The organism is Brucella sp. RRSP16, assembly GCF_052246815.1.
GTDB lineage: Bacteria > Pseudomonadota > Alphaproteobacteria > Rhizobiales > Rhizobiaceae > Brucella > Brucella intermedia.
The window spans coordinates 174,394-200,829 of the sequence record NZ_JBQQAM010000003.1; the positions used below are offsets into that span (position 1 = coordinate 174,394).

Consider the following 26,436-nt stretch of genomic DNA (forward strand, 5'->3'; position numbering starts at 1 on the left):
ATGCGGGAACTGATCCGCCATCAGGTGCAATCGATTTTCGGTTCGTTTCTGGCAATCCTGTCGCGGGGGATTACCGGCGTGCGGCCAATCTGGAGCGGCACTGGTCCGTCGCGCAATCAGCGCATCTATTTTGCCAATCACACGAGCCACGGCGATTTCATCCTGCTTTCCTCCTGTCTCGATCAGGAAGAACGCGCGCGCACCCGTGCCGTCGCCGGTGCCGATTACTGGCGGGGCAACCGCGTGCGCCAGTTCATGGCGGAAGTTCTGCTGCGCACTGTGCTTGTGGAACGCAACTGGGTGGAACGCACGCAGGACCCGATGGAAGTGATGCTGAAGGCGCTGGCCGACGGCCATTCCCTCATCATCTTTCCCGAAGGCACGCGCAACATGACAGAGGAGGCGCTGCTGCGCTTTCGCTCCGGCATCTACAATCTGGCGCTGGCGCGCCCCGATGTCGAACTGGTGCCGTGCTGGATCGAAAACATGTCGCGCGTGCTGCCCAAGGGCGCGATGCTGCCGGTGCCGCTTCTGTGCCGTGTCGTTTTCGGCGCGCCGGTCCAGCTTCGCGAGGGCGAGGACCGCAAGGAATTTCTCGCCCGCGCCCGCCAGAGCCTTCTCGATATACAGCCCCGTAACGGTAAACAGCCATGAGCGAAACAACCCGATTATTCCTTGGCCTCATGGGCGTTCTGACAACGGCAAGCGCCGTTGCCGGTGTTCTTTCATGGCGCGCGCCAAAGCCGCTTTCATCCACGCTGGTCAATCTCAATGCCCGCATCAAGGCATGGTGGATCATGGTTGGCGCCATGTGCGTCGCTTTCCTGTTCGGCAAGGGTGGCGTGATCGTGCTGTTCGCGATGATCTCGTTCGCGGCCCTCCGCGAATATGCGACGCTGACCCAGACAAGGCGCGCCGACCATCGCGTGCTGCTCGGCATGTTCCTGCTGGTCATTCCGGTGCAGTATTACCTGATCTGGATCGACTGGTACGGGCTTTATTCCATCTTCATCCCGGTCTATTGCTTCCTCGCAATGCCGGTGCTGACGGCGCTTTCCGGCGACACGTCGCGCTTTCTGGAACGCATCAGCGAGCAGCAATGGGGCATCATGCTGTCGGTCTATTGCATCAGCCATGTACCGGCCTTGATGACGCTGGATATTCCCGGCTTCGACGGCAAGAAGCTGCTGCTGATCGCGTTTCTGGTGGCCACCGTGCAGGGCAGCGATGTGCTGCAATATATTTTCGGCAAGCTGTTCGGCAAGCATCGCATCGCGCCCAGCATATCGCCGTCAAAGACCTGGGAGGGCTTTGTCGGCGGGGTGGCGGCGGCATCGCTTCTGGGTGCGGGGCTTGCCTGGCTGACGCCGTTTTCGCCGCTCCAGGCGGGCGCCCTTGCGGCCGCATCCTGCATCATGGGCTTCTTCGGCGGGCTTGTCGCCTCCGCCATCAAGCGCGATCGCGGCGTGAAGGACTGGGGCCACATGATCGAAGGACATGGCGGTATGCTCGACCGGGCCGACAGCCTCGTCTTTTCAGCCCCGGTCTTCTTCCACACCGTGCGCTATTTCTGGACCTGAACATCCTGCGCAAAACCGCGCCACACTTCAGCTGGAAATGCTCTGGCCGGTCATGTCGCTTCAGGGCTGCTTCAGGGCGATGAACTGCGAAACCTGTCCGTGGCTGAAATTGTTGTCGGAAGCGAGGACGAGTGTCCTCTTCCCGTCCACCATCGGGCCGAAGGTGATGGCCTCGATATTGTCGATGTCGAGGCCGAAATCGCCTTCGTCGAGCTGGAGGAGGAGCTGCTTTGACAGCGGCGTTACGGGCTCGCTGGCGAGCGACGGAACGTCTTTCACATTGCTGGCGCCATCGAAGGATCCGCGATAGAGCGTGATCCGGTTGCCCACGCCCATGGCGAAGGAGCGCTCGACGGTGAGGAGATCGTTTCCATCGGCAACGAATTCCGACATGCCGTTATCGTTCCAGAAGGGCGGCTCAGTCGCCTTGGTGAAGATCGGGCCGGTGTCATAGGCATATTCCGCCGTCACATTGCCTGATGCGATATCGAAGGCGATGATGCGCGAGCGGCTGCCATGGTCGAGCGTCGCCTTGTCCCCGTCCTGTACCAGCGCGTTTTCAGTACCGGCCAGAAGCGTCTTGCCGTCCGGCGTGATCGTCAGGCTTTCAAAGGAAAGATTGTTGCGGATGCCGCGTGTCCTGCCCTCGTCGGGAATATAGGCCTCGGGCAAGGCAAATTCGCGGATAAAGCTGCCATCGGTCTTTGCTTCGCCGACAAACGGTCTGCCGTTCCTGTCGCCTTCGCTCGACCAGTAGATGGTGCCGGTGGCGGCATTGAAGCGGATGCTTTCCGGGTCCACGTCCTTCAGCGCAAATGGTTTGCCCGCCTTGTCCAGAAGCGTGACCGTTTCCAGAATATCGAGGCTTTGCACGCCGGAACCGTCGATGACGAGCTTGAGCTTGTAAAAGCGCGCGGGCGCATTTTCCGAACGGTCGTCGGATATGGCGTAATAGACATCCTCTCGCGGGTCGTAGTCGAGGCCGGAAATTCCGCCGAATTCAACGCCGCCGATCTTCAGGCCGGTGGGCAGGGTGAAAGCGCCGATCAGTTCGGGCTTGGGCAATTCCTGCGCAACGGCTCTGGTTGCAAGGGCGAGAAACAGTGCAGCAAGAGGTGCTTTCATGACGGCGACCCGTTCGATCGAGAAAGTTACCGGATAGTCGTTCTCTTTGACAGGAAGATGAAGGCCGCCGATCTCAGATTCTGTCGAACGCGCGCGCCGGTTCCTGCCTGTCGATCAGGTGGGAGGGGGCCGCAAATTGCAGCAGCTTGTTCTTGTTGGTGATCTTGATCGCCGAGGCCTGCACCGTGACGCCATGTGAACCGAGTGTCGCGAAATTGCGCGACAGGTTCTCCGGCGTCATGCCGAGATAGGCGGCGAGCGTGCGTTTTTCGTAAGGAATCATCACCACGTCGGCGCCGTCGTTCAAAAGCGATTCCTTGACGATCCAGTTGGCGAGGCGCTGCACGCTGCTGCGCAGCTTCTGCGCCTTCAGTTCCTTCACCAGACGGCGATAGGCGCGCGCGGTTTCAAAAACGATGGCGCGCATGAAGCCGACATCCTCGCTCATCAGGTCGCGCACCAGGCTGGAAGGCACCATCAGCACGCGCGTGGGGGTGAGCGTCTGCGCGGTTTGCAGGCACACATCATCGTTCAGCACGGCTGCGAGAATGAAGATGTCGTCGGCGCGCAGTATCTCCAGCGCAGTCTCGCCATCGTCCGATTTCGCCGACATCAGCACAAGCCCGTCCAGGATCACGAACAGGAAATCCGCAGGCTCGTCCTCCCTGATCAGGGTCGTGCGGGGCGGAAACGACTGCACGAAACTCGGGCGCACCAGCCGCTCGAACGTGGCGTCGGCCATGTCCGCGAAAAGCGGCAGATTTCTCAGCGCGTCGATTTCTTCTCTCCGCATCGATCCTCACTTCAGGGCAAGTTATTGCCCGCTAATATAATTGATAAATATCAATCGTGCAATATGCATTAATCAATACTTGCGCCAAACTCGGTCTATTATTGGCCTTAAGTCACCAAGAACTAAAATTCAACTTGAATAGTCTAAAGATATTGATCTTAATCAATGTATTCATCTCGCAGTCGACGCATAAGTGCATACGAAACCTCCCAATGGTATTCAATTCGGAGTACGCCTATGCAACATGTCGCAGGGGAAAATCCCAGGGCGCAGACAACGGCGCTAGCGATGAGTACGACCGCTTTTACAGTCTGTTTCGCGGTCTGGACCATCTTCGCAATCATCGGCATTGAAATCCGGTCCGAGCTTGGACTGAGCGAAACGCAGTTCGGCCTGCTGGTCGGCACGCCCATCCTGACCGGATCGCTGATCCGCGTCATCCTCGGCATCTGGGCGGACCGCTATGGCGGCCGCGCCATCTTCACGCTCACAATGCTGGTCTCGGCAGTCGCCACCTGGCTTCTGACCTACGCCACCACCTATCCGCAGATGCTGGTTGCAGCGCTTGGCGTCGGCGTGGCGGGCGGGTCGTTCTCGGTCGGCGTCGCCTATGTGTCGCGCTGGTATCCGCCGGAAAAGCAGGGCGTCGCGCTTGGCATTTTCGGCGCGGGCAATGTCGGCTCGGCGGTGACGAAGTTCTTCGCGCCGATGGTCATGGTTGCGTTTGGCTGGCACGCGGTCGCGGAAGTCTGGGCGGCTGCGATGGTCGTCATGGCGCTCATCTTCTATTTCACCACGAGCGACGATCCGGTTCTGGTCGAGCGCCGGCTCAAGGGCATAAAGCCCACCAGCACGCTGATGGAGCTGGAACCGCTGAAGAATGTGCAGGTCTGGCGTTTCTCGCTCTACTATTTCTTCGTCTTCGGCGCCTTCGTGGCACTCGCGCTGTGGCTGCCGCAATATCTGATCCATGTCTATGGCGTCGATATTCGCCTGGCAGGCATCATCGCGGCGTTCTTCTCCGTCCCGGCCAGCCTGTTCCGCGCCTATGGCGGGCATCTTTCGGATGTCTATGGCGCGCGCCGGGTCATGTACTGGACCTTTGCCGTCTCGCTGGTCGCAACCTTCGTGCTGTCCTATCCGCCGACGGATTATGTCATCCAGAGCGATAACGGCCCGCTGGCCTTCCATGCCGAAATGGGCGTGATCGGCTTCACCATCACCGTCTTCATCCTCGGCTTCTTCATGGCGCTCGGCAAGGCTGCGGTCTTCAAGCACATTCCGGTCTATTATCCGGGCAATGTCGGCTCTGTCGGCGGCCTCGTGGGCATGATCGGCGGTCTTGGCGGCTTCATCCTGCCGATCCTGTTCGGCGTGCTCCTCGACCAGACCGGCCTCTGGACAAGCTGCTTCATGCTGCTCTTCGTCATCGTCGCCGTGTCGTTCACATGGATGCATGTCTCGATCCGCCAGATGGAACGCGCCTCGCAAGGCGCGGCCACGGAAGAACTTCCGGCCTTCGCCGAATTGCAGGGCCTGAAGAAGGCCGAAATCAAGCCGGCAAAGGGCGATTCGGTCCTCACCGACTGGCGTCCGGACGATCCGGCCTTCTGGGAGCAGAAGGGAAGGAAGATCGCCAGGCGCAACCTGTGGCTTTCGATTCCCGCGCTTCTCCTGTCCTTCGCCATCTGGCAGGTCTGGTCCGTGGTGGTGGCGAAGCTGCCGCTGGTGGGCTACCAGTTCACGACTGACCAGCTCTTCTGGCTGGCGGCGCTCCCCGGCATTTCGGGCGCGACCTTCCGCATCTTCTATTCCTTCATGGTGCCGATCTTCGGCGGTCGCCTGTGGACCACACTGACCACCTGGTCGCTGGTCATTCCGGCCATCGGTATCGGCTATGCGGTGCAGAACCCGAATACGCCTTATTTCATCTTCCTGTTGCTGGCGCTCTGCTGCGGCTTCGGTGGCGGCAACTTCGCCTCCTCCATGTCCAACATCTCGTTCTTCTTCCCCAAGCACGAGAAGGGCAATGCGGCAGCGCTCAATGCGGGCCTCGGCAATCTCGGCGTCAGCGTCGTGCAGTTCGTGGTGCCGCTGGTCATCACCGCCGGTATCTTCGGCAAGCTCGGCGGCGATCCGGCAATGGTCGCGACCGAAGCGGGCAGCGCGCCGCTGTGGCTGCAAAATGCCGGGTTCTTCTTCGTGCCGTTCATCATCGTCACGGCCTTCGCCAACTGGTTCGGCATGAACGATATCGCGTCGGCCAAGGCTTCGTTTGCCGATCAGGCCGTCATCTTCCGCCGCAGGCACAACTGGATCATGTGCTGGCTCTATACGGGAACCTTCGGCTCGTTCATCGGCTATTCGGCAGGCTTCCCGCTTTTGACCAACATCCTGTTCACGGAAGTCAATGCGCTTCAGTTCGCCTTCCTCGGGCCTCTCGTCGGCGCGCTGTCGCGGTCGGGTTCGGGCTGGCTTGCCGATAAATACGGCGGCGGACGTGTCACCATCTGGGCATTCGTGCTGATGATGATCGGCGTGGCGGGCGTGCTCTACTTCGTCGGCATCAAGGATCAGCCGAACGCGTTCTGGGGCTTCTTCGCTTCCTTCATCCTGCTGTTCTTCGCGACCGGCATCGGCAACGCCTCCACCTTCCAGATGATCCCGGCGATCATGTCGAAGGAAATGGACAGGCTCATGCCCAAGGCCACCGCGGAAGAACGCCGCCACGAAGCGGACAAGGAATCCGCGGCCATCACCGGCTTCACCTCGGCCATCGCTGCCTTCGGCGCCTTCTTCATTCCGAAGGGCTACGGCACCTCGATCAGCATGACCGGCGGGCCGGAAGCCGCACTCTGGGCCTTCCTGATCTTCTACGTGACATGCCTCGTCATCACCTGGGGCGTCTACACCCGAAAAGGCGGGCTGCTCTACGACGTGGAGCACCGCAGCAAGCCAGCCGCTGCTGCCGCCTAACGAACCAAAGTGAGGATAAAATCATGAGTCTACTCCTCGATCGCCTGAACTTTCTTGCGCGCAAGAATGTCGGCACCTTCTCGGAGGGCCATGGCGTCACCACCAACGAAAACCGTGACTGGGAAGACGCCTATCGCAAGCGCTGGCAGCACGACAAGATCGTGCGCTCCACCCATGGCGTGAACTGCACCGGCTCCTGCTCGTGGAAGGTCTACGTCAAGGGCGGCATCATCACCTGGGAAACCCAGCAGACGGACTATCCGCGCACCCGCGCCGATCTTCCGAACCACGAACCGCGCGGCTGTTCGCGCGGAGCAAGCTATAGCTGGTATGTCTATTCGGCCAACCGCGTGAAATATCCGCTGATCCGCTCTCGTCTCCTGAAGCTTTGGCGCAAGGAACGTGCGCTGAAAACGCCGGTCGCAGCCTGGGCTGCGATCCAGCAGGACCCGGCCAAGCGCGCCGACTATATGAAGGTGCGCGGTCTCGGCGGCTTCGTTCGCGCCACCTGGGAAGAAGTCAACGAGATCATCGCAGCCGCCAATGCCTATACGGCCAAGACATACGGCCCGGACCGCGTGATCGGCTTCTCGCCGATCCCGGCCATGTCGATGGTGTCCTATGCGGCGGGTTCGCGTTACCTGTCGCTGCTCGGCGGCGTCTGCATGTCGTTCTATGACTGGTATTGCGACCTGCCGCCCGCGTCACCCATGACATGGGGCGAACAGACCGACGTGCCGGAATCGGCAGACTGGTACAATGCGGGCTTCCTGATGCTCTGGGGTTCCAACGTGCCGCAGACCCGCACGCCGGATGCGCATTTCTACACGGAAGTGCGCTACAAGGGCACCAAGTCGGTCGTGGTCTCGCCCGATTATTCGGAAGCCGCGAAGTTTGCCGACCTCTGGCTGCATCCGAAGCAGGGCACCGACGCCGCCCTTGCCATGGCGCTCGGCCATGTGATCCTGCGCGAATACCATCTCGACCGGCAGGTTCCTTATTTCGAGGATTATTGCCGCAAATATTCCGACTTCCCGATGCTGGTCATGCTCACGAAGAAGGACGGACGCTACGTGCCGGACCGCTTCCTGCGCGCTTCCGACCTGAAGGACGATCTGGGCGAGGCCAACAATCCCGACTGGAAGACGGTCGCCTTTGATACGAAATCCGGCACCTATGTTGCCCCGCAGGGCTCCATCGGCTTCCGCTGGGGCGATGACGGCCAATGGAACCTTGAAGAAAAGGATGGCCGGGGCAAGGACGTGGAACTCGCCAAGAGCTTCATTGCGGCGGGCGCGCACGATGCCGTCGCCGATGTGGCGTTCCCCTATTTCGGCAATCGCGAGCACGATTATTTCGAAGGCACCGACCATGACAGCGTGCTGGTGCGCAAGGTCCCGGCCCGCAAGCTCAAGCTGAAGAAGGGCGAAGTGCTGGTCGCGACCGTGTTCGACCTGTTCGCCGCCAATTACGGCCTCGATCGCGGGCTTGGCGACGACAACTCCGCCAGGTCCTATGACGAGGGCCTGCCCTATACCCCGGCCTGGGCGGAGAAGATCACGGGCGTCCCGCGCGACCAGATCATTGCCGTCGCCCGCGAATTCGCAACCAATGCCGAAAAGACCAATGGCCGTTCCATGGTCATTCTCGGTGCCGGTCTCAACCACTGGTACCACATGGACATGAACTATCGCGGCATCATCAACATGCTGGTGATGTGCGGCTGCATCGGCCAGTCGGGCGGTGGCTGGAGCCATTATGTGGGGCAGGAAAAGCTGCGCCCGCAGACCGGCTGGACCGCGCTTGCCTTCGCGCTGGACTGGAACCGTCCGCCGCGCCACATGAACTCCACCTCGTTCTTCTATGCGCATACCGACCAGTGGCGCTACGAGACCGTGAAGGTGCAGGACATCCTTTCGCCCACCGCGCCCGAGGGTGCGTGGGAAGGCACGATGATCGACTACAACATCCGCGCCGAACGGATGGGCTGGCTGCCTTCCGCGCCACAGTTGCAGACCAACCCGCTGGAGCTTGCCAGAGAGGCAGCCGCATCCGGCAAGGAGCCGAAGGACTTCATCGCCAATGCCTTGAAGAACGGCACGGTCACCATGTCCTGCGAGGACCCGGACCACGAGGCCAACTGGCCGCGCAACATGTTCGTCTGGCGCTCGAACCTGCTCGGTTCGTCGGGCAAGGGGCATGAATATTTCCTGAAGCACCTGCTCGGCACGTCCAACGGCCTGCTTGGCAAGGATCTGGGACAGGAAGGCGCGCAGGAAAGCCGCGAGGCCGTGTGGCATGAAAATGCGCCGGAAGGAAAGCTCGACCTTCTGGTCACGCTCGATTTCCGCATGTCCACGACCTGCGTCTATTCCGATATCGTTCTGCCGACTGCCACCTGGTACGAAAAGAACGACCTCAATACTTCCGACATGCATCCCTTCATCCATCCGCTGTCGAGTGCAGCCGATCCGGCATGGGAAGCACGCAGCGACTGGGACATCTTCAAGGGCATCGCGAAGAAGTTCTCGGAAGTGGCGCCGGAAGTGCTGGGCGTCGAGAAGGACATCGTTCTGGTGCCGACCCTGCATGACACGGCGGGCGAACTGGCGCAGCCCAAGGATGTTCTCGACTGGAAGAAGGGCGAGGTCGAGCCGATCCCCGGCAAGACCATGCCATCGGTCGTGGTCGTGGAGCGCGATTATCCGAACCTCTACAAGCGCTATACCTCCGTCGGGCCGCTTCTGGACAAGCTTGGCAATGGCGGCAAGGGCATCTCGTGGAACACCGAGCATGAGGTCGAGCTTCTCGGCAAGCTGAACGGCAGGGTTCATGAGCCGGGCGCAACCGAAGGGCGTCCGCGTATCTATACCGATGTCGACGCAACCGAGGTTATTCTGTCGCTTGCGCCGGAAACTAACGGCGAAGTGGCGGTCAAGGCATGGGAAGCGCTGTCGAAGTTCACAGGCCGCGACCATACCCATCTGGCTCTTCCCAAGGAAGACGAGAAGATCCGCTATCGCGATATCGTCGCGCAACCGCGCAAGATCATCTCCTCGCCGACATGGTCGGGGCTCGAATCCGAGCATGTCTGCTATAATGCGGGCTATACCAATGTGCATGAGCTGATCCCGTGGCGCACGCTGACCGGCCGTCAGCAGCTCTATCAGGATCACCTGTGGATGCGCGCCTTCGGCGAGGGCTTCTGCGTCTATCGTCCGCCGATCGACACCAAGACGGTCAATCCGGCAATCCGCGAAAAGGCGGACGGCCAGCCGCATCTGGTGCTGAACTTCATCACGCCGCACCAGAAATGGGGCATCCACTCCACCTATACGGACAATCTCCTGATGCTGACGCTCAATCGCGGCGGGCCGGTTGTCTGGATTTCGGAGCCGGATGCGGCAAAGGCCGGCATCGTCGATAATGACTGGGTGGAAGTCTACAACGCCAACGGCGCCATCGTGGCCCGTGCGGTCGTCTCCCAGCGCATGAAGGATGGAACCATCTTCATGTATCACGCGCAGGAGAAGATCGTGAATACGCCCGGCTCGCCGCTCACCGGCCAGCGCGGCGGCATTCACAACTCCGTCACCCGCATCATCACCAAGCCGACGCATATGATCGGCGGCTACGCCCACCAGTCCTATGGCTTCAACTATTACGGCACCGTCGGCGCCAACCGCGACGAGTTCGTGGTCGTGCGCAAGCTCGACCATGTGGACTGGATGGAAGGGCCGCTTGAAGAAGGCAACCGCAACTCCGCCGTGAAGGAGGCAGCAGAATGAAAATCCGTGCGCAAATTGGAATGGTGCTCAATCTCGACAAGTGCATCGGCTGCCACACCTGCTCGGTGACGTGCAAGAACGTCTGGACCAACCGCGAAGGCGTGGAATATGCCTGGTTCAACAATGTCGAGACCAAGCCCGGCATCGGTTTTCCCAAGGAATGGGAAAACCAGAAGAAGTGGAACGGCGGCTGGGTCCGCAAGAAGAACGGCAAGATCGAGCCGAAGATGGGCGCAAAATGGCGCATCCTCGCCAAGATTTTCGCCAATCCCGACCTGCCGGAAATCGATGACTATTACGAGCCGTTCGATTTCGATTACGGCCATCTGCAGACGGCAGGCGAAAGCAGGACCATGCCGACCGCCCGCCCTCGCTCGCTGATTTCCGGCGAGCGGATGGAAAAGATCGAATGGGGGCCGAACTGGGAGGAAATTCTCGGCGGCGAGTTCGCCAAGCGCTCGAAGGACTACAATTTCGAAGGCGTCGAGAAGGAAATCTACGGCCAGTTCGAAAACACCTTCATGATGTATCTGCCGCGCCTGTGCGAGCATTGCCTCAACCCGACCTGCGTTGCGGCCTGCCCGTCCGGCGCGATCTACAAGCGCGAGGATGACGGCATCGTCCTGATCGATCAGGAAAAGTGCCGCGGCTGGCGCATGTGCGTCTCCGGCTGCCCCTACAAGAAGATTTATTACAACTGGAGCTCGGGCAAGTCCGAAAAGTGCATCTTCTGCTATCCGCGCATCGAAGCCGGTCAGCCGACCGTATGTTCGGAAACCTGTGTCGGCCGCATCCGCTATCTGGGCGTGATGCTCTATGATGCAGACCGTATTTCGGAAGCCGCTTCCACGGCCAATGAGCAGGATCTCTATCAGGAACAGCTCAACATCTTCCTCGATCCGAACGATCCTGCCGTGATCGAACAGGCGCGCAAGGACGGTGTGCCGGAAGCCTGGCTGGAATCCGCCAGGCATTCGCCGGTCTACAAGATGGCGATGGACTGGAAGATCGCCTTCCCGCTCCATCCCGAATACCGCACCTTGCCAATGGTCTGGTATGTGCCGCCGCTTTCGCCGCTGCAATCGGCTGCGGCTGCGGGCAAGCTTGGCATGGATGGTCCGCTGCCGGATGTCCGCTCCATGCGCATCCCGGTCCGCTACCTCGCCAATCTCCTGACCGCAGGCAAGGAAGAGCCGGTCATCTCGGCGCTGGAACGCATGCTCGCCATGCGCGCCTATATGCGCGCCAAGACCGTCGATGGCGTCATCGACGAGGCGATTGCCGACCGTGTCGGCATGAGCGGCGCGATGATCGAGGAAATGTACCACATCATGGCGATTGCCAATTACGAGGACCGCTTCGTCATCCCCACGACGCATCGTGAAATCACCGAGGACGCCTATGACGTGCGCGGCTCCTGCGGCTTCACCTTCGGCAATGGCTGCTCGGGCGGCACGTCGACGGAAGATCTGTTCGGTGCCAAGCGCCAGAAGGTGGTCCAGACGCCGACCGATATTTTCAGGGAGCAGGTGTAATGAACAGGACTCTGAAGATCATTTCGCTGCTGCTTTCCTATCCGACGCCCGAGCTGCAACTGGGCGGAGAGGAGCTGAAAGAGGCGCTTGCCGGGGAAAGGCTTTCGCCCGGCATCCGCAGGCTTCTCGACAGCCTTGTCGATTATGTCTGCGACTGCGACCTCTACGAGGCGCAGGAACGCTATGTGCATCTTTTCGACCGCACGCGGTCGCTGTCGCTGCATCTTTTCGAGCATGTGCATGGTGAAAGCCGCGATCGCGGCCAGGCCATGGTCGACCTGATGAAGATGTATGACGACAACGGCTTTGTGGTGGATGCCAGGGAACTGCCGGACTATCTGCCGCTGTTTCTCGAGTTCCTGTCGACGCGCTCGCCGGAGGAAATCCACGATCTTCTCACCCAGACCGGCCACATCACGGCGGCCATCGGCGAGCGGCTGCGCAAGCGGCAGTCGCCCTATGCCAACGCCTTTGCGGCACTCCTGCATGTCGCCAATGCCAAGCCGGACCAGAGCCTCGTCGGAGAATTGCTTCGGCAGGAAGAAGACGACCCGAACGACCTCGCCGCGCTCGACCGCATCTGGGAAGAAGAAGCGGTGACGTTCGGCGGCAATGCGGGTGAAAACGCCTGCGGCCCGGACCGGTTGCGCATGCAGATGCGTGCGGCACAGCGCAAGCCCGGCTCCCCGTCCAACCCTTCACATCTATAGGAGACGGAAAATGGCTTACCTCCATACGTTTCTTTTCGGCATCTATCCCTATATCGCGCTGAGCGTGCTCGTGCTGGGCTCGATCTTCCGCTACGACCGCGAGCCCTATACCTGGCGTTCTGGCTCAAGCCAGCTTTTGCGGCGCAGGCAGCTCATGTGGGGTTCGGTCCTGTTTCATGTCGGCGTGCTGTTCATCTTCGCCGGTCATTTCGTGGGCCTGCTGACACCCATCTGGGTGTTCGACATGCTTGGCGTCAGCCATGAGGCAAAGCAGATTCTCGCCGTCGTGGCGGGCGGCATTGCCGGGGTTATGGCAATCATCGGGGCCAGCATGCTGGTGCATCGCCGCCTGTTCGATCCGCGCGTGCGCGCATCTTCAAGGCCGACCGACACGCTTATCATCATGCTGTTGTGGGTGCAGCTTCTGCTGGGCCTCGGCACCATTCCGGTTTCGCTGCAACATATCGACGGCGGCGAAATGGTGACATTCATGAACTGGGCGCAGGGCATCTTCACCTTCAACCCGGCTGCATCGAGCTACATCACCGATGCGTCGTTTGTCTTCAAGATGCATATCTTCCTGGGGCTGACGATCTTCCTGCTGTTCCCGTTCACGCGCCTTGTGCATATGCTGAGCGCACCGGTGCGCTATATCTGGCGTCCGGGCTATCAGGTCGTGCGTGAGCGCAACCATACGGCTCAGCCCTCGCATATGCGCGTTCCTGCGGAGTAAGGCTCATGGTAACGCTTTTCGACCGGAAACAACCCGCTGCCAGGCAGCACAATCACCCGACCGGCTATACCACCTATCAGGAGCCGGATACGCGGGTGCCGCCGAAGCCGCGCCCGGTTTTCGACGCGGTGTCCGTCAATGGCGTGGCGATCAACGAAACCGACATTCTGACGGAGGCGCAGAACCATCCGTCGGACAATCCCGGCGCGGCGCTGCTTGCCGCTGCCCGGGCGCTGGCGGTCCGCGAATTGCTGTTGCAGCGGGCGAGGGAAGCGGGCATCGTGCCGGAGCGCGAGAAGGACGCCGAGGGACGCAGCGAAACCGATGAGGATGCGCTGGTGCGCATGGTGATCGAACGGGAGGTCGAAGTGCCTTCCGCCACGCGGGAGGAAGCCTTGCGCTTCTACGAAAACAACCGCCACCGCTTCACCAGCGCGCCCATTCTGGAGGCGAGCCATATCCTGATCGCCGCCGATCCCGCCGACAGCCAGGCCCGCGAAAAGGCCCGCGCGACCGCTGCCCGCCTGGCGTCGGCGGTGATTGCCGAGCCTGCCACTTTCGCCTCGGTCGCGCATGAATATTCGTCCTGCCCTTCGGGCGCGCAAGGCGGCAATCTGGGCCAGCTCACGCGCGGCAGCACGGTGCCTGAATTTGAAAAGGCGCTGGAGCGCATGGCGGCAGGCGAGATCACGGCCAATCCGATTGAAAGCCGCTTCGGTTTTCATATCGTGCGGCTTGACCGCCGCATCGAAGGCGAGGAACTGCCGTTCGATTATGTGGCCGACCGGATTGCGGGCTGGCTGGAAGCTTCCACATGGTCGAAGGCCGTGTCGCAATATATCGCGATCCTCGCAGCCGATGCCGACATTACCGGCATCGATCTGTTGTCGAACGAGGGAGCCGAGGCATGAGGAACGAACCGACGCTTGCGGCCATCCTCGCCGCCAAGGATGTGCCGGTGGACCAGCTTCTGGCAGGTGCGGCGCATCGGGCGAGACAGGCGGGCCTGCGCGTGGCCGGCTTTCTGCAGCACCGTGAAACCGGCGGGGAGGAATGCTGTCGCGATATCGAGATCGAGCATATCGGCACCGGCGTCACGCAGATCATTTCGCAGTCGCTCGGTTCCGGGTCGAAGGGGTGCCGCCTTGATCCGGCGGCCCTTGCCGACGTGGCAGGCGCGCTTCTGGCGGAAATCGATGACGGCGCGGATATGCTGATCCTCAACCGTTTCGGCAAGGGCGAGACGGAAGGGCATGGTTTCCGCTCGATCATCGAAACGGCCTATGCGCGCCAGATTCCGGTGCTCACCGTGGTGCGCGAAACCTATGTCGAGGGCTGGAACGACTTCGCCGGGGATTGCGGCGTTCTTCTGGCGCCCGACAGCAAGACCGTGCTCGGATGGTGCGACCGCGTGATGGAAGCCCGGCGATTGCCCGAAGCCGTATGATGGATGCTCTATAGATCCAGCTGGTCGCGGCGATCTTCCGCAATCAGCTTGCGGATCTGATAGACGATCTGGTCGCCATGCGCCTTGCCGAGCAGATCGGCGGTATCGACATCGCGCTCTTCGATGGCGCGGATCATGTCCTCATGCTCGGTGACGTAGCGCTCCGGCAGGCGGTCCGCAAAGGACTGGTAATAAAGGCGCAAGAGCCTGCGCCCTTCGTCGAGGAGCCGCGAAAAGAACGTGGTGTAGAAGGGATTGCGTCCGGCTTCGGCAATGGCCGCATGAAAATCGCGGTTCGTCGCGATCATTTCCAGTGCGTTCTGCGAGCGGACGGCGCGGGCAAAGGCTTCCTGATGCGCGCGGATATTCTCAAGGTCCTTGTCGGTCCGGTTGCGCGCGGCAAGCCGCGTGGTGACGCGGTACATCAGCGTCACCGCGTCGAAAAAGGCGGGCAGGCTCAGGAAGTCGATATTGGACACGACAGTAGAGCGGTTGGGAAGCGTGGTCACGAAGCCGTCGCTTGCAAGCCGCACCAGGGCTTCGCGGATGGGCGTGCGCGACATGGAAAAGCGTTCCGCCAGCTGGTTTTCATCGATGGGACTGCCCGGAGCGAGCGAAAGATCGATGATCTCGTCGCGCAGCACGTCGTAAACCAGCTTGACGCCTGAACCCTTCTTCCGGTCGGCTGTCTGGTTGGCGTCGTCTTTGTCCATGATCTTTCTGCCTTCTTACGGTGTATTTGGCGCGGCACAACCGCATTCTAACAGCAGTTTAAATTCCAACGGTCAAGCAATCCTATCCTCATTTAAAATTTTGGTCGACAAGAAAAATACAAAGTGTATATTTGATTTCAATACAAGGTTCGACAGAGCGATTGTAGGTTCAGCTCGCGCGAAAGCGCCCAAGGAAAACGCCAAGGAAAGACGCTATGACTTCTAACATTTTCTCCGGCTGCATTCCGGCCCTCATGACCCCCTGCAAGCCCGACCGCACGCCGGATTTCGATGCGCTGGTCCGCAAAGGCAAGGAACTGATCGCGAAGGGCATGTCTGCGGTTGTCTATTGCGGCTCCATGGGTGACTGGCCGCTTCTTTCGGACGAGGAACGCATGGCGGGCGTCGAAGCGCTTGCCAAGGCTGGCGTGCCGGTCGTCGTCGGCACCGGCGCGGTCAACACCAAGATTGCCGCCGCCCATGCCGCCCATGCGCAGAAGGTTGGCGCGAAGGGCCTGATGGTCATTCCGCGTGTCCTGTCACGCGGCTCGTCCATCTCGGCGCAGAAGGCGCATTTCAAGGCGATCCTGTCGGCTGCTCCCGATCTGCCTGCCGTGATCTACAACAGCCCTTATTACGGTTTCGCCACCCGCGCCGACCTGTTCTTCGCGCTGCGTGCGGAACATCCGAACCTGATCGGCTTCAAGGAATTCGGCGGCGCGGAAGCCATGCGCTACGCCGCTGAAAACATCACCAGCGCCGATGACAATGTGACCCTGATGGTCGGCGTCGATACCGGCGTCTTCCATGGTTTCGTCAATTGCGGCGCAACCGGCGCAATCACCGGCATCGGCAATGTGCTGCCGAAGGAAGTGCAGCATCTGGTTGCCCTGTCGAAGGCCGCGGCCACCGGCGACGGCGAAGCGCGCAAGCTGGCGCTGGAACTGGAAGCCGCACTCGACGTTCTGTCGTCCTTCGATGAAGGCCCGGACCTCGTTCTCTTCTACAAGCACATGATGGTTCTGACCGGCAATCCGGAATATGAACTGCATTTCAACGAGACGGACAAGCTGTCCGACAGCCAGCGCGGCTATTGCGAAACCCAGTTGAAGCTGTTCCAGACCTGGTATGCCGACTGGAACAAGCAGGGCAGCGCAGCAACGAAATACGCTGCCTGAAATCAGGTCGGAAAAAGAAAAAGGCGCCGGTTTCCGGCGCCTTTTTGTTTGGGATCACGACACTGCGTCGAGACCCTTTTCCTTGAGCTTTTCCAGCAGCGCCATTTCGGCGGCGGTGAGCGTAATGCCCTTGCTGAGGGAATCGCGGCGAGCGGCAAAGCGGCGCTGCGACGGCAGGCGCGCGCCCTGTCCGGCAATCGCTTCGATCAGGATTTCGCCGCGCTCCTGCGGATTGCCGCGACCGCCCGCCATGCGGGCAGGGTCGAAGGCGATGATGAGTTCGCCATGGCGCGGCGCAAGCGTTGTCGTGCCAAGGAAGTCGAGCGCTTCGGGGCTGGTGAAGTCACCGATCATCACACCAGCCAGAAGTTCGATCATCGTGGAAATGGCCGAGCCCTTGTGCTCGCCGAATGGCAGCATCGCGCCTGCAAGGGCTGCTTCCGGGTCGGTCGTGGGCTTGCCGTCCGCATCGACGGCCCAGCCTTCGGGCAGCTGCTTTCCGGCGCGGCGATAAAGCTCCAGTTCGCCGCGCGCGGCCACGCTGGTGGCAAAGTCGAACACATAAGGATAGTCGCCGGGGCGAGGCCAGCCGAAGGCGAAGGGGTTGGTGCCCAGAAGCGGCTTCGTTCCGCCTGCGGGCGCAACGGTTGCATAGCTCGGGCACATGGCGATTGCCGCAAGCCCCTGTTCGGCAAGCGCCTCGACTTCCGGCCACAGGGCGGCAAAATGGGTGCAGTCGTTGATCGCCAGCGCCGCAACGCCGAGCTTGCGCGCCTTCTCGACCAGGGCAGGCGCACCGCGCTCGAATGCCAGATTGGCAAAGCCGCCCTTGGCGTCGACGCGAACAACGGCGCTGTCATCGGTCGTGACGACAGGGTCGGCATCGGCGACCACCTTGCCGCTTTTCAGCGTGCGCAGGCAACCTTCGATGCGGTAGACACCATGGGATTTGCAGCCGTCGCGCTCGCCCGCCACAATCGTCTTGGCGATGGCTGCGGCATGGTCGGCGCTGAAACCCGCCTTGTTCAGGATTTCCCGCACAAGCCCGGCGAGTTCTTCTGTCGAAATCGAAATGGTGTCGCTCATTCTGTCATTCCTTGCCGGTTCTTGAGGCAGTGCGGATAGGGGCGAATAAAGTTCGCTGAAATGCATACAAGATGCATGCAGGGTTGTCATGCCGGGGAGGCGGGCCGGGGCCTGCGGCAAAAGGGCTTCACCGGAAATGGTGCGGTGGGCCGACGCGGAAAATCAACACTTTTTATTCTGAGCGTCATTATCATGAATAAAGCAATCTGTTTGATCCAGATCAAAGAGAATGGCCTGCGGCGGGTCTAAATCCCGTTGCGTGGCGTGTAAAGCCGAGACGGCAGCTGCGCCCATCCGATGGAGATCAGGACGAAAATGCGTAAACTCGCAATCAAATTTGCTGCAGCAGGCATTCTTGCCGTGCTGGCGGCCCCAGCCCTTGCCGAAAATATCGAAGTTCACATGCTCAACAAGGGTGCCGAGGGCGCCATGGTTTTCGAGCCCGCCTATATCAAGGCCAATCCCGGCGACACGATCACCTTCGTGCCGGTGGACAAGGGGCACAATGTCGAATCCATCAAGGACATGATCCCGGAAGGCGCGGAGAAGTTCAAAAGCAAGATCAACGAGAATTATGTGCTGACGGTTACGGAACCCGGCGCATATCTGGTAAAGTGCACTCCGCATTATGCAATGGGCATGATCGCGCTGATCGCCGTGGGCGACAGCCCGGCCAATCTCGAACAGATCGTTTCGGCCAAGAAGCCGAAGGTCGTTCAGGAGCGGCTGGAAAAGGTCATCGCCAGCGCCAAATAATGCGGGCCAGTAATAGGGGCCAGTAATACCGAAACTCGATGAGCCGGACTTGACCGGCTTTATGGCGAGGACATCATGACCAGACAGCCAGGCCTGCAGGCAGTACCTGCTGCGATGCCATCCGATCAAAAAGGTATGCCGCGCGGACTGAAGATGACCGGTCCCGTCCTCCTCAGCTATGGCTTCCGCCCGTTCTTTCTGGGCGGAGCCATATGGGCTGTTCTGGCCATGCTCTTCTGGATATTGTCGCTCACGCTTGGAATGCCATTGGGCGGTTCCTATGGCGGGTTGAACTGGCACGCCCATGAAATGGTGTTCGGTTTTTCTTCCGCCGTTCTCGCAGGCTTTCTGCTGACCGCCATCCCGAACTGGACGGGCGGGCTTCCGGTGTCGGGAGCACCGCTGGCGATCCTTTGTGGCGTATGGCTCGCCGGGCGGCTTATCTTTCTGGAGCCGGACCTGATCGATGTGCGGTTCGCCGTCGCGGTCGAAAGCCTGTTCCTGCCCATGCTGCTTTTCATCTGCGGGCGGGAAATCGTCGCCGGTCGCCAATGGAAAAACCTGAAGGTGCTGATCGGCGTGGCGACGGTGATGGTCGCCAATCTCGTCTTCCATTATCTGATCCTGACCGATGGCGATGTGGCCCTGGCCAATCGCATCGGGGTCAGCGCCTATGTCCTGCTGGTGATGGTGATCGGCGGGCGCATCGTGCCGAGCTTCACCCGCAACTGGCTCAACAAGATGGGAAAGACACGCTTTCCGGTGCCGTTCAACCGTTATGACGGTTTCAGCATTCTCGCCGGGGTGGTGGCCTGCATCGGCTGGATCGCCGCGCCCGATCAGTCTGTAACGGCGGTTCTGGCGTGGATTGCGGCGCTGTTTCATATCGTGCGGCTTTATCGCTGGCGGGGATGGTCGGTGGCGCGGGAAAAGCTGCTGCTCGTGCTTCATGTCGCCTATGCCTTCATCCCGCTCGGTTTCATCGCGATCGGTCTCTCGGCCATCGATCGCCTCAATCCTTATTCGGCCCTGCATGTGGTGACCGTGGGCGCGATGGGCTGCATGATGCTCGCGGTCATGACGCGGGCGTCACGCGGCCATACCGGACGCGAACTGACGGCATCGCCCGTCACGCAGGCCGCTTATCTCTGTCTTGTCGCGGCGGCGCTGATCCGGCCACTGGCGGAAGTCATGCCGAATTTCTTCCACACCATCCTTGCCGCATCGGCCTTGCTCTGGATGGGCGCTTTCGGGCTTTACGTTCTGGAATATGGTCCGATGCTGTTACGCGAGAGACGCCAGCGCATGGCGGGCGCGTAATCCACCCATTGCAAGGATCATTCAAATGACAGTCCGCGGTCGCCCGCGGGCTGTCTTTTTGTTTTTGCGGGGGTGAGTCGCGACGCAGATTCTGCGATTCTGCCCCTCCGAAGGGCCTGAAACGGGGGTGTGGAAAGAAAAATCACACTCAAGATCACATTTAAATCGTTATAATGTTATGACCATATTGTTATGCTTTTGAAACGGTGTTACCGGAATTGGTGCCCGGGAGGCTGGTCCTGAAGGGACCGCGCAAACCCGGGCAGCACGAGCGCATTGCATCCAGTCGGCGTTACGCCTCCGTTGCACAATGCGCCGTGGCTTTGTTGTTTATACGCATGCCGGTGCCGGAACCCGGGTTTCGCCTTGCCGGAAATGCCTGAGACTTTGCATTTGGCAAGGAGGTTGCCGCCGATGAATTTCGCCCCGCCCGTATCAGATATGCTGCAACTCGCCAACTGCATTCGCGCTCTCTCGATCGATGCCGTCGATGCCGCCAATTCCGGCCATCCGGGAATGCCGCTCGGCATGGCCGACGCCGCAGCCGTTCTGTTCTCGAAGCACCTGAAATTCGACGCATCGGCTCCCAACTGGGCCGATCGCGACCGCTTCGTGCTTTCCAACGGCCACGGCTCGATGCTGCTTTACAGCGCGCTCTATCTGGCGGGCTACAAGGACGTGTCGCTCGATGAGCTGAAGAACTTCCGCCAATGGGGTTCCAAGACCGCCGGTCACCCCGAATATGGCCATACCGAAGGCGTCGAGCTGACCACCGGCCCGCTCGGTCAGGGCCTTGCAAGCTCCGTCGGCATGGCAATCGCCGAACGCGCGCTCGCCGACCAGTTCGGCAAGGATATCGTCGATCACCGCACCTATGTTTTCTGCGGCGACGGCTGCCTCATGGAAGGCGTGGGCCAGGAGGCGATCTCGCTCGCCGGGCATCTTCGCCTCGGCAAGCTGATCCTGCTTTATGACGACAACGGCATCACCATCGACGGTAGCACGGAAATCGCCTTCACCGACGATATTCCGGCCAAGTTCAAGGCGTGCGGCTGGAATGTCGAAAAGGTCGACGGTCACGATCACGACGCCATCGATGCGGCGCTGACGCGCGCCAAGGCTCAGGCCGACCGCCCGACGCTGATCGCGCTCAAGACCGTCATCGGCTATGGTTCGCCGAACCGCGCCGGTACGAGCGGCGTTCACGGCGCTCCGCTGGGCGCCGCCGAAAATGCCGCCACCAAGGCAGCACTCGGCTGGACGGCGGAAGCCTTTGAAATTCCTGCTCCCCTGCTCAATGCCTGGCGCGAAGCCGGTGCCCGTGGCGCGTCGGAACGCGATGCATGGCAGAAGCGCGTCGATGCGCTGCCCGCAGCCGAACGCGCCGAATTCGACCGCCGGATCGCCGGTAGCCTGCCGGAAGGCTTCGCTGCGGTTGTCGCGGACGCAAAGCAGCGCCTTCTCGACAAGCCGCAGAATGTCGCGACCCGCAAGGCAAGCCAGCTTGCGCTTGAAAGCCTGACGGCGGCTCTCCCGGAAATGATCGGCGGCTCGGCTGACCTTACCCATTCCAACCTCACCCGCGTTCCGGCTGTCGACAGCGACTTCACGCCGGAAAAGAGCGGCCGCTATGTGAGCTACGGCGTGCGCGAGTTCGCAATGGGCGCGGCCATGAACGGTATCGCGGTCCATGGCGGCTTCATTCCTTACGGCGGCACCTTCATGGTGTTCTCCGATTACGCCCGCAACGCCATCCGCCTTTCGGCTCTGATGGGCGTGCGCGTCATCCATGTGCTGACGCATGACTCCATCGGGCTTGGCGAAGACGGCCCGACCCACCAGCCGGTCGAACATCTGGCCAGCCTGCGCGCCATGCCGAACCTGCATGTCTTCCGCCCGGCGGATACGATTGAAACTCTGGAATGCTGGGCTGTTGCGGTTTCCGATCCGCACACGCCTTCGGTTCTGGCCCTGTCGCGCCAGAACGTGCCGCAGCTGCGCACCGACAATGGCGAGAACCTTTCGGCACGCGGCGCCTATGTGCTGCGTGAGGCGAAGGGCGAGCGCCAGATCACATTGCTTGCCACGGGCACCGAAGTCTCGCTCGCCGTGAAGGCTGCCGAAAAGCTTGCCGAAGAAGGCATCGCAACTGCGGTCGTCTCCATGCCGAGCTGGGACCTGTTTGAAAAGCAGAGCAAGGAATACCGCAAGGGTGTTCTGGGCGATGCGCCGCGCATTGCCGTCGAGGCTGCGGGCAAGTTCGGCTGGACACGTTACGTCGACAGCGAAGACGATGTGATCGGCATGGACGGCTTCGGCGCTTCGGCCCCTGCCGAGGTGCTTTATGAAAAATTCGGCATCACGGCCGAGGCGATTGTCACCCGCGCCAAGTTCTTGCTGGAGCAGGGCGAATGACGATGGCTGGCAATTTTTCTCCGCTGGTTCTGGTGGGCGATAGCGATCGCGTGGAAGCTGAAGCGGTCGGCGCCTATCTGGACAACTGGGCTGGCAAGGATGGTCTGCGTCTTGCGACCGCCGATGCGATCAAGGCCATTCTGGCGGGCGCGACACGGCTTGCCGGTCGCATTGCACGCGGTTCGCTTCCCGGCGATCCGGGCAAGCTGGTCGGCGTCAACAGCGATCAGGACCAGCAGAAGTGCATCGATGTCGGCTCGCACAACCTGTTCGTCGAGCTGCTGATTGCTGCGGGCGCGGCCTCCATTCTTTCCGAAGAAGCGGACCTGCCGGTGGCTGGCAAGGCCGATGGGCTGATCGCCGTCGCCATCGACCCGCTCGACGGTTCCGGCAATGTGGGCCTCGGCGCGCCGCTTGGCACGATCTTCTCAATTTTCCCGGCTGATACGGCTGAGCCATTTTTGCAGCCCGGCAACCGCCAGCTCGCCGCCGGTTATGTGTCCTACGGCAATTCGGTCGATCTGGGCTTTTCGGTCGGCGAAGGCGTGATCTTCGCGACCTTCGATCCGGCAAGCGGGATTTTCCATATCACGCGCCGCAATGTGACGCTGCCCGAACGCACCTCCGATCTGGCGTTCAACGCATCCGTTTATCGCCACCTTTCGGCTGGCATGAAAGCCTATGTGGACGATGCCTATAACGGCAAGGACGGTCCGCGCGGGCGTAACTTCAACATGCGCTGGCTTGGTGCTGCGGTGGGCGACATGCACCGCATCCTGCAGCGCGGCGGGCTGTTCTTCTACGTGAACGACAGCCGCCCCGGCTACGAGAAGGGCCGCCTGCGGCTCGTCTACGAAGCCAATCCGATTGCTTTCCTCGCCCGTGAGGCGGGAGGCAAGGCGACCGACGGTTCGAGATCCATTCTCGATATCGTCCCGCAAACCTATCACGAGCGCAGTGCGCTGGTGTTCGGCGTTGCCGAAGAGGTGGACATCCTCGGCGAGTACTTCGCGAAATAACCTGACCTGACATCGCCTGGAGCATTGCAAATGCTCCATCCAATTGTTTTGCAACGCGCATCCTGTTCCGAAAACCGTTTCACACTTTTCGGGATGCGCTCTAGGAGGCTAGAAATGGCGCGCATTACGCTGCGGCAATTGCTCGATCACGCCGCTGAAAAGGGTTACGGCGTCCCGGCATTCAACATCAACAACATGGAACAGGCTCTGGCCATCATGGAAGCGGCGGATGCCGTCGATGCGCCGGTGATCCTGCAGGCTTCGCGCGGCGCGCGTGCCTATGCCAACGACATCATGCTTCGCCACATGATGGACGCGGTGACCGAAATCTATCCGCATATCCCGGTCTGCGTTCACCTCGACCATGGCAATGAAGCTGCAACCTGCATGACCGCCATTCAGGCAGGCTTCACCTCCGTCATGATGGACGGTTCGCTGAAAGCCGACGGCAAGACCCCGGCCGACTGGGACTATAACGTTTCGGTCACGCGTCAGGTCAGCGAGATGTCGCATCTGGGCGGCATTTCGGTGGAAGGTGAACTCGGCGTTCTCGGTTCGCTCGAAACCGGCATGGGCGATGCCGAAGACGGCCACGGCGCGGAAGGCGTTCTGTCGCACGACCAGCTTCTGACCGATCCGGACGAAGCCGTGAAGTTTGTGCGCGAAACCAAGGTCGATGCACTGGCGATCGCCATGGGCACCTCGCATGGCGCCTACAAGTTCAGCCGCAAGCCGGACGGTTCCGTGCTCGCCATGCATGTGATCGAGGAAATCCACCGCAAGCTGCCGAACACGCACCTCGTGATGCACGGCTCGTCTTCGGTGCCGGAAGAATTGCAGGAAATCATCAACAAATATGGCGGCCAGATGAAGCCGACCTGGGGTGTTCCGGTCGAGGAAATCCAGCGCGGCATCAAGCATGGCGTGCGCAAGATCAACATCGACACGGACAACCGCATGGCGCTGACCGGCCAGATCCGCCGCGTCCTGCAGGAAGACCCGAGCGAGTTCGATCCGCGCAAGTACCTCAAGCCGGCAATGGCTGCCATGACCAAGCTCTGCAAGGAGCGTTTCGAGCAGTTCGGCACTGCCGGTCATGCCGCCTCGATCCGTCCGATCCCGCTTTCCGACATGGCAAAGCGTTATCGCGATGGTTCGCTGGACCCGAAGTTCAGCTAAATTCTGCTGTTAAACCAAGTCTTGCTGAGACTTGGTTAAGCCCGTGCGGCGATTGAGCATCTTCAGGGCGTGATGCGTTAGCATCTTAGCGCCTTGCTATAAGCTAAATGAAAAGCGGAGGGGAAACCCTCCGCTTTTTGTTTGCGCGGTCGCGGGTCTTGATAATAATTGATAAGAAATCTATCTTGTCACTATCGCAGAGCGATGGAGGCAGGACAGATGATCAGTGCAGAACTTGGCAAGCAGCTTGAAAGCTACGTACAGGACCTTGTCGATACGGGGCGATACGGCTCGAAAAGTGAGGTTCTGCGTGAGGGCGTGCGCCTCGTTCAGGAGCGGGAAACCCGTCTTGCTGCGCTCGACGCCACCATCATGCGCGGGGTCGCCGACGCTGATGCGAGCCGGACAGCCGGAGCGGAGGACGTTTTCGGGGCCTTGCGTAAACGCTATCAGGCAATGGTGCCGGACACGACCGAATGAAGGTCCATTTCACGGACGAAGCGACGAACGACCTCCTGCGGATAGGCGATTATATCGCGAGGGACAATCCGCTCAGAGCTTTATCCTTTATCGATGAAATGGAACGGGAATGCCTGGCGCTTGCCGCCTCTCCAAAGGCTTTTCCCAAGGTGCCCCGATATGAAAAGCAGGGCATACGCCGAAAGGTTCACGGCAATTATCTGATCTTTTATCGCCTGGATGGTGAGCAGGTGATTGTCGTCCACGTCCTTCACGGTGCAATGGACTATGCTGCCGTCATTCCGGAAAGCTGAACCGGTTTCGCCACCGGCCCGAAACGCCTCCGCTTTTCGGGCCGGGACGTCAAATATGGCGATCAGCCCTTGTTGTATTTCGCGTCGACTTCGTTGATCGCGTTGACGTTGCCAGCCGAACGGCCATTTTCGTCGAAGGTCTGTGCGAGGAAGGCGTCGGCAATCGTCTTGGCCACTTCCGAGCCGATGACGCGGGCGCCCATGGTGATGATCTGGGCGTTGTTGGAAAGCGCTGCGCGTTCTGCCGAATAGGTGTCGTGCGTGAGCGCGGCGCGAATGCCCGGAACCTTGTTGGCTGCAATGCACACGCCGATGCCGGTGCCGCAAACGAGGATGGCGCGGTCATAGGTGCCGTCGAGAACTGCGGAAGCCACGCGGTCGGAAAGGTTGGCGTAGAATGCATCCGCGCCAGCATCCGTGCGCGAGATTTCCGAAACCTCGAAACGGTCCTTGAGATAGTCGGCGAGAACCTTGGCCAGACCTTCGCCGGCGCTGTCGCCTGCTACTGCTACTTTCATGGGATTGCTCCTTTAATTGGATTGAATCTTTCTGGCGCACTTGTCCAGAATGTCGAGATAGCCTTCCACGTTCCAGGCCGAGCGGCCGATGAACAGGCCGTCGATATGCGGGCAGGCGATGAGTTCTTCGCAATTGCCGGGATTGACCGAGCCGCCATAGAGGCAAGGCACGCGGCGTCCGAGCACGCTTTCGGCAACCGCGATGATTTCCGCCTGCCGCGCGTCGGCGTAATCGGCGGAGGCGGGGATGCCGTTCTCGCCGATGGCCCATACCGGCTCATAGGCGAACAGGATTTCAGCCTGTTTCTGGTCGTCGGAAAGCCTGGAAAGAGCGCCGCGCACTTCTTCTTCCAGCACTTCAGCCGCGCGTCCGCTCTCGCGGTCTTCCAGCGTTTCGCCGATGCAGATGAGCGGGATCAGGCCGTGGCGCACGGCAGCTTCGACCTTGAGGCCAACCGTTTCGTTGGTCTCGCCGAAATGCTCGCGGCGCTCCGAATGGCCAAGCTCAACAATGTCGAGATTGCAATCTTTCAGCATCAGCGGTGAAATCTCGCCGGTCCATGCGCCCTGATCGGCCCAGTGCATGTTCTGCGCGCCGACCTTGACGGAGGTCCCCGACAGGATTTCCTTCACTTCGCGAACGGCGGTGAACGGTGGAATGACAAAGCGCTGGATATCGGCGGAACGTCCGCCATCGGCAGCCTCCAGCGCTTCGGCAAAGGCGCGGGCCTCGGCCAGCGTCTTGTTCATTTTCCAACTCGTTCCAACCCAGAATCTGCTCATGCGTAACTG

The 26,436-nt window shown here is 60.7% G+C and carries 23 protein-coding genes; 17 read left to right on the forward strand and 6 right to left on the reverse strand.

Going from position 1 to position 26,436, the window contains the following annotated elements; genetic code table 11:
* A complete protein-coding gene (locus ACS5UA_RS06335; RefSeq protein WP_112586357.1) occupies positions 1 to 654 on the forward strand; it encodes a lysophospholipid acyltransferase family protein in 654 nt (217 codons plus the stop codon).
* Positions 651 to 1,580: a phosphatidate cytidylyltransferase gene (locus ACS5UA_RS06340; RefSeq protein WP_031346190.1), complete on the forward strand. Its 930-nt coding sequence runs from the start codon at positions 651 to 653 to the stop codon at positions 1,578 to 1,580. Before ACS5UA_RS06335 ends, ACS5UA_RS06340 begins: the two co-directional genes overlap by 4 nt.
* A gap of 60 nt (positions 1,581 to 1,640) precedes the next feature.
* Here the strand turns inward: ACS5UA_RS06340 and ACS5UA_RS06345 are convergent, their stop codons facing one another.
* The gene (locus tag ACS5UA_RS06345; RefSeq protein WP_112701333.1) at positions 1,641 to 2,705 is read right to left on the reverse strand and encodes an esterase-like activity of phytase family protein; all 1,065 of its coding nucleotides are present in this window, start codon (positions 2,703 to 2,705) and stop codon (positions 1,641 to 1,643) included.
* 73 nt (positions 2,706 to 2,778) lie between these two features.
* A complete protein-coding gene (locus ACS5UA_RS06350; protein WP_100650432.1) occupies positions 2,779 to 3,498 on the reverse strand; it encodes a cyclic nucleotide-binding domain-containing protein in 720 nt (239 codons plus the stop codon).
* Between the two features lie 237 nt (positions 3,499 to 3,735).
* On the opposite strand from ACS5UA_RS06350, the gene ACS5UA_RS06355 reads away from it, so the two are divergent.
* Genes ACS5UA_RS06355 through ACS5UA_RS06385 form a run of 7 tightly spaced genes read left to right on the forward strand, consistent with a single transcriptional unit; the run spans position 3,736 to position 14,687 of the window.
* Complete coding sequence (locus ACS5UA_RS06355; RefSeq protein ID WP_112701332.1) at positions 3,736 to 6,474, forward strand: nitrate/nitrite transporter; 2,739 nt, start codon at positions 3,736 to 3,738, stop codon at positions 6,472 to 6,474.
* Between the two features lie 23 nt (positions 6,475 to 6,497).
* Positions 6,498 to 10,262: a nitrate reductase subunit alpha gene (locus tag ACS5UA_RS06360; RefSeq protein ID WP_112701331.1), complete on the forward strand. Its 3,765-nt coding sequence runs from the start codon at positions 6,498 to 6,500 to the stop codon at positions 10,260 to 10,262.
* Positions 10,259 to 11,797 (forward strand): nitrate reductase subunit beta, encoded by a 1,539-nt coding sequence (gene narH / locus ACS5UA_RS06365; RefSeq protein ID WP_006468358.1) that lies wholly within the window; start codon positions 10,259 to 10,261, stop codon positions 11,795 to 11,797. Before ACS5UA_RS06360 ends, narH begins: the two co-directional genes overlap by 4 nt.
* The gene (narJ, locus tag ACS5UA_RS06370) at positions 11,797 to 12,507 is read left to right on the forward strand and encodes a nitrate reductase molybdenum cofactor assembly chaperone (protein ID WP_006468359.1); all 711 of its coding nucleotides are present in this window, start codon (positions 11,797 to 11,799) and stop codon (positions 12,505 to 12,507) included. Before narH ends, narJ begins: the two co-directional genes overlap by 1 nt.
* A gap of 10 nt (positions 12,508 to 12,517) precedes the next feature.
* Positions 12,518 to 13,240, forward strand: coding sequence for a respiratory nitrate reductase subunit gamma (gene narI / locus ACS5UA_RS06375; protein WP_006472081.1), 723 nt, complete (start codon positions 12,518 to 12,520; stop codon positions 13,238 to 13,240).
* Positions 13,241 to 13,245: 5 nt separating this feature from the next.
* Entirely contained in the window at positions 13,246 to 14,151 is a 906-nt protein-coding gene (locus ACS5UA_RS06380) for a peptidylprolyl isomerase (RefSeq protein ID WP_112701330.1), read from the forward strand.
* Complete coding sequence (locus ACS5UA_RS06385) at positions 14,148 to 14,687, forward strand: DUF2478 domain-containing protein (protein WP_112701329.1); 540 nt, start codon at positions 14,148 to 14,150, stop codon at positions 14,685 to 14,687. The genes ACS5UA_RS06380 and ACS5UA_RS06385 overlap by 4 nt, the downstream gene beginning before the upstream one ends.
* Positions 14,688 to 14,695: 8 nt before the next feature.
* Here ACS5UA_RS06385 and ACS5UA_RS06390 read toward each other — a convergent pair whose 3' ends face one another.
* A complete protein-coding gene (locus tag ACS5UA_RS06390) occupies positions 14,696 to 15,400 on the reverse strand; it encodes a GntR family transcriptional regulator (protein ID WP_006468363.1) in 705 nt (234 codons plus the stop codon).
* A gap of 215 nt (positions 15,401 to 15,615) precedes the next feature.
* Here ACS5UA_RS06390 and ACS5UA_RS06395 point away from each other — a divergent pair, with 215 nt between their 5' ends.
* Positions 15,616 to 16,578, forward strand: a complete 963-nt coding sequence (locus ACS5UA_RS06395) for a dihydrodipicolinate synthase family protein (RefSeq protein ID WP_112701328.1) — start codon at positions 15,616 to 15,618, stop codon at positions 16,576 to 16,578.
* A 54-nt stretch (positions 16,579 to 16,632) separates the two neighbouring features.
* On the opposite strand, the gene ACS5UA_RS06400 is transcribed toward ACS5UA_RS06395, so the two are convergent.
* The gene (locus ACS5UA_RS06400) at positions 16,633 to 17,664 is read right to left on the reverse strand and encodes an Ldh family oxidoreductase (RefSeq protein ID WP_112701327.1); all 1,032 of its coding nucleotides are present in this window, start codon (positions 17,662 to 17,664) and stop codon (positions 16,633 to 16,635) included.
* 315 nt (positions 17,665 to 17,979) lie between these two features.
* On the opposite strand from ACS5UA_RS06400, the gene ACS5UA_RS06405 reads away from it, so the two are divergent.
* The 7 genes from ACS5UA_RS06405 (at position 17,980) to ACS5UA_RS06435 (ending at position 25,126) form a co-directional block, all read left to right on the forward strand.
* Positions 17,980 to 18,420 carry a pseudoazurin gene (locus ACS5UA_RS06405; RefSeq protein ID WP_006473392.1) on the forward strand — a complete coding sequence of 147 codons (441 nt, stop codon included), beginning with the start codon at positions 17,980 to 17,982 and terminating at the stop codon, positions 18,418 to 18,420.
* Positions 18,421 to 18,495: 75 nt separating this feature from the next.
* A complete protein-coding gene (locus tag ACS5UA_RS06410; protein WP_112701326.1) occupies positions 18,496 to 19,740 on the forward strand; it encodes an NnrS family protein in 1,245 nt (414 codons plus the stop codon).
* A gap of 414 nt (positions 19,741 to 20,154) precedes the next feature.
* A complete protein-coding gene (gene tkt, locus ACS5UA_RS06415; protein WP_241084113.1) occupies positions 20,155 to 22,155 on the forward strand; it encodes a transketolase in 2,001 nt (666 codons plus the stop codon).
* Positions 22,152 to 23,174, forward strand: coding sequence for a class 1 fructose-bisphosphatase (locus tag ACS5UA_RS06420; protein WP_241084112.1), 1,023 nt, complete (start codon positions 22,152 to 22,154; stop codon positions 23,172 to 23,174). The genes tkt and ACS5UA_RS06420 overlap by 4 nt, the downstream gene beginning before the upstream one ends.
* A gap of 114 nt (positions 23,175 to 23,288) precedes the next feature.
* Positions 23,289 to 24,353: a class II fructose-bisphosphate aldolase gene (gene fba, locus ACS5UA_RS06425; protein WP_006472452.1), complete on the forward strand. Its 1,065-nt coding sequence runs from the start codon at positions 23,289 to 23,291 to the stop codon at positions 24,351 to 24,353.
* A 219-nt stretch (positions 24,354 to 24,572) separates the two neighbouring features.
* Positions 24,573 to 24,833: a type II toxin-antitoxin system ParD family antitoxin gene (locus ACS5UA_RS06430; RefSeq protein ID WP_241084111.1), complete on the forward strand. Its 261-nt coding sequence runs from the start codon at positions 24,573 to 24,575 to the stop codon at positions 24,831 to 24,833.
* Entirely contained in the window at positions 24,830 to 25,126 is a 297-nt protein-coding gene (locus ACS5UA_RS06435; protein WP_241084110.1) for a type II toxin-antitoxin system RelE/ParE family toxin, read from the forward strand. The genes ACS5UA_RS06430 and ACS5UA_RS06435 overlap by 4 nt, the downstream gene beginning before the upstream one ends.
* Before the next feature lie 62 nt (positions 25,127 to 25,188).
* On the opposite strand, the gene derI is transcribed toward ACS5UA_RS06435, so the two are convergent.
* The gene (gene derI / locus ACS5UA_RS06440) at positions 25,189 to 25,644 is read right to left on the reverse strand and encodes a D-erythrulose-4-phosphate isomerase (RefSeq protein WP_006468374.1); all 456 of its coding nucleotides are present in this window, start codon (positions 25,642 to 25,644) and stop codon (positions 25,189 to 25,191) included.
* Positions 25,645 to 25,656: 12 nt separating this feature from the next.
* On the reverse strand, positions 25,657 to 26,427 hold the full coding sequence (locus ACS5UA_RS06445; protein WP_241084109.1) for a triose-phosphate isomerase: 771 nt from the start codon (positions 26,425 to 26,427) through the stop codon (positions 25,657 to 25,659).
* Between the last annotated feature and the right edge of the window lie 9 nt (positions 26,428 to 26,436).

Coding starts and splice junctions, on each gene's coding strand:
- fba (WP_006472452.1), top strand. CDS start 23,289: ATGGCGCGCATTACGCTGCGGCAATTGCTCGATCACGCCGCTGAAAAG.
- ACS5UA_RS06355 (WP_112701332.1), top strand. CDS start 3,736: ATGCAACATGTCGCAGGGGAAAATCCCAGGGCGCAGACAACGGCGCTA.
- ACS5UA_RS06345 (WP_112701333.1), bottom strand. CDS start 2,705: ATGAAAGCACCTCTTGCTGCACTGTTTCTCGCCCTTGCAACCAGAGCC.
- ACS5UA_RS06380 (WP_112701330.1), top strand. CDS start 13,246: ATGGTAACGCTTTTCGACCGGAAACAACCCGCTGCCAGGCAGCACAAT.
- ACS5UA_RS06360 (WP_112701331.1), top strand. CDS start 6,498: ATGAGTCTACTCCTCGATCGCCTGAACTTTCTTGCGCGCAAGAATGTC.
- narI (WP_006472081.1), top strand. CDS start 12,518: ATGGCTTACCTCCATACGTTTCTTTTCGGCATCTATCCCTATATCGCG.
- tkt (WP_241084113.1), top strand. CDS start 20,155: ATGAATTTCGCCCCGCCCGTATCAGATATGCTGCAACTCGCCAACTGC.
- ACS5UA_RS06350 (WP_100650432.1), bottom strand. CDS start 3,498: ATGCGGAGAGAAGAAATCGACGCGCTGAGAAATCTGCCGCTTTTCGCG.
- narJ (WP_006468359.1), top strand. CDS start 11,797: ATGAACAGGACTCTGAAGATCATTTCGCTGCTGCTTTCCTATCCGACG.
- ACS5UA_RS06335 (WP_112586357.1), top strand. CDS start 1: ATGCGGGAACTGATCCGCCATCAGGTGCAATCGATTTTCGGTTCGTTT.
- ACS5UA_RS06385 (WP_112701329.1), top strand. CDS start 14,148: ATGAGGAACGAACCGACGCTTGCGGCCATCCTCGCCGCCAAGGATGTG.
- ACS5UA_RS06410 (WP_112701326.1), top strand. CDS start 18,496: ATGACCAGACAGCCAGGCCTGCAGGCAGTACCTGCTGCGATGCCATCC.
- ACS5UA_RS06405 (WP_006473392.1), top strand. CDS start 17,980: ATGCGTAAACTCGCAATCAAATTTGCTGCAGCAGGCATTCTTGCCGTG.
- ACS5UA_RS06400 (WP_112701327.1), bottom strand. CDS start 17,664: ATGAGCGACACCATTTCGATTTCGACAGAAGAACTCGCCGGGCTTGTG.
- ACS5UA_RS06445 (WP_241084109.1), bottom strand. CDS start 26,427: ATGAGCAGATTCTGGGTTGGAACGAGTTGGAAAATGAACAAGACGCTG.
- ACS5UA_RS06390 (WP_006468363.1), bottom strand. CDS start 15,400: ATGGACAAAGACGACGCCAACCAGACAGCCGACCGGAAGAAGGGTTCA.
- ACS5UA_RS06435 (WP_241084110.1), top strand. CDS start 24,830: ATGAAGGTCCATTTCACGGACGAAGCGACGAACGACCTCCTGCGGATA.
- derI (WP_006468374.1), bottom strand. CDS start 25,644: ATGAAAGTAGCAGTAGCAGGCGACAGCGCCGGCGAAGGTCTGGCCAAG.
- narH (WP_006468358.1), top strand. CDS start 10,259: ATGAAAATCCGTGCGCAAATTGGAATGGTGCTCAATCTCGACAAGTGC.
- ACS5UA_RS06340 (WP_031346190.1), top strand. CDS start 651: ATGAGCGAAACAACCCGATTATTCCTTGGCCTCATGGGCGTTCTGACA.
- ACS5UA_RS06420 (WP_241084112.1), top strand. CDS start 22,152: ATGACGATGGCTGGCAATTTTTCTCCGCTGGTTCTGGTGGGCGATAGC.
- ACS5UA_RS06395 (WP_112701328.1), top strand. CDS start 15,616: ATGACTTCTAACATTTTCTCCGGCTGCATTCCGGCCCTCATGACCCCC.
- ACS5UA_RS06430 (WP_241084111.1), top strand. CDS start 24,573: ATGATCAGTGCAGAACTTGGCAAGCAGCTTGAAAGCTACGTACAGGAC.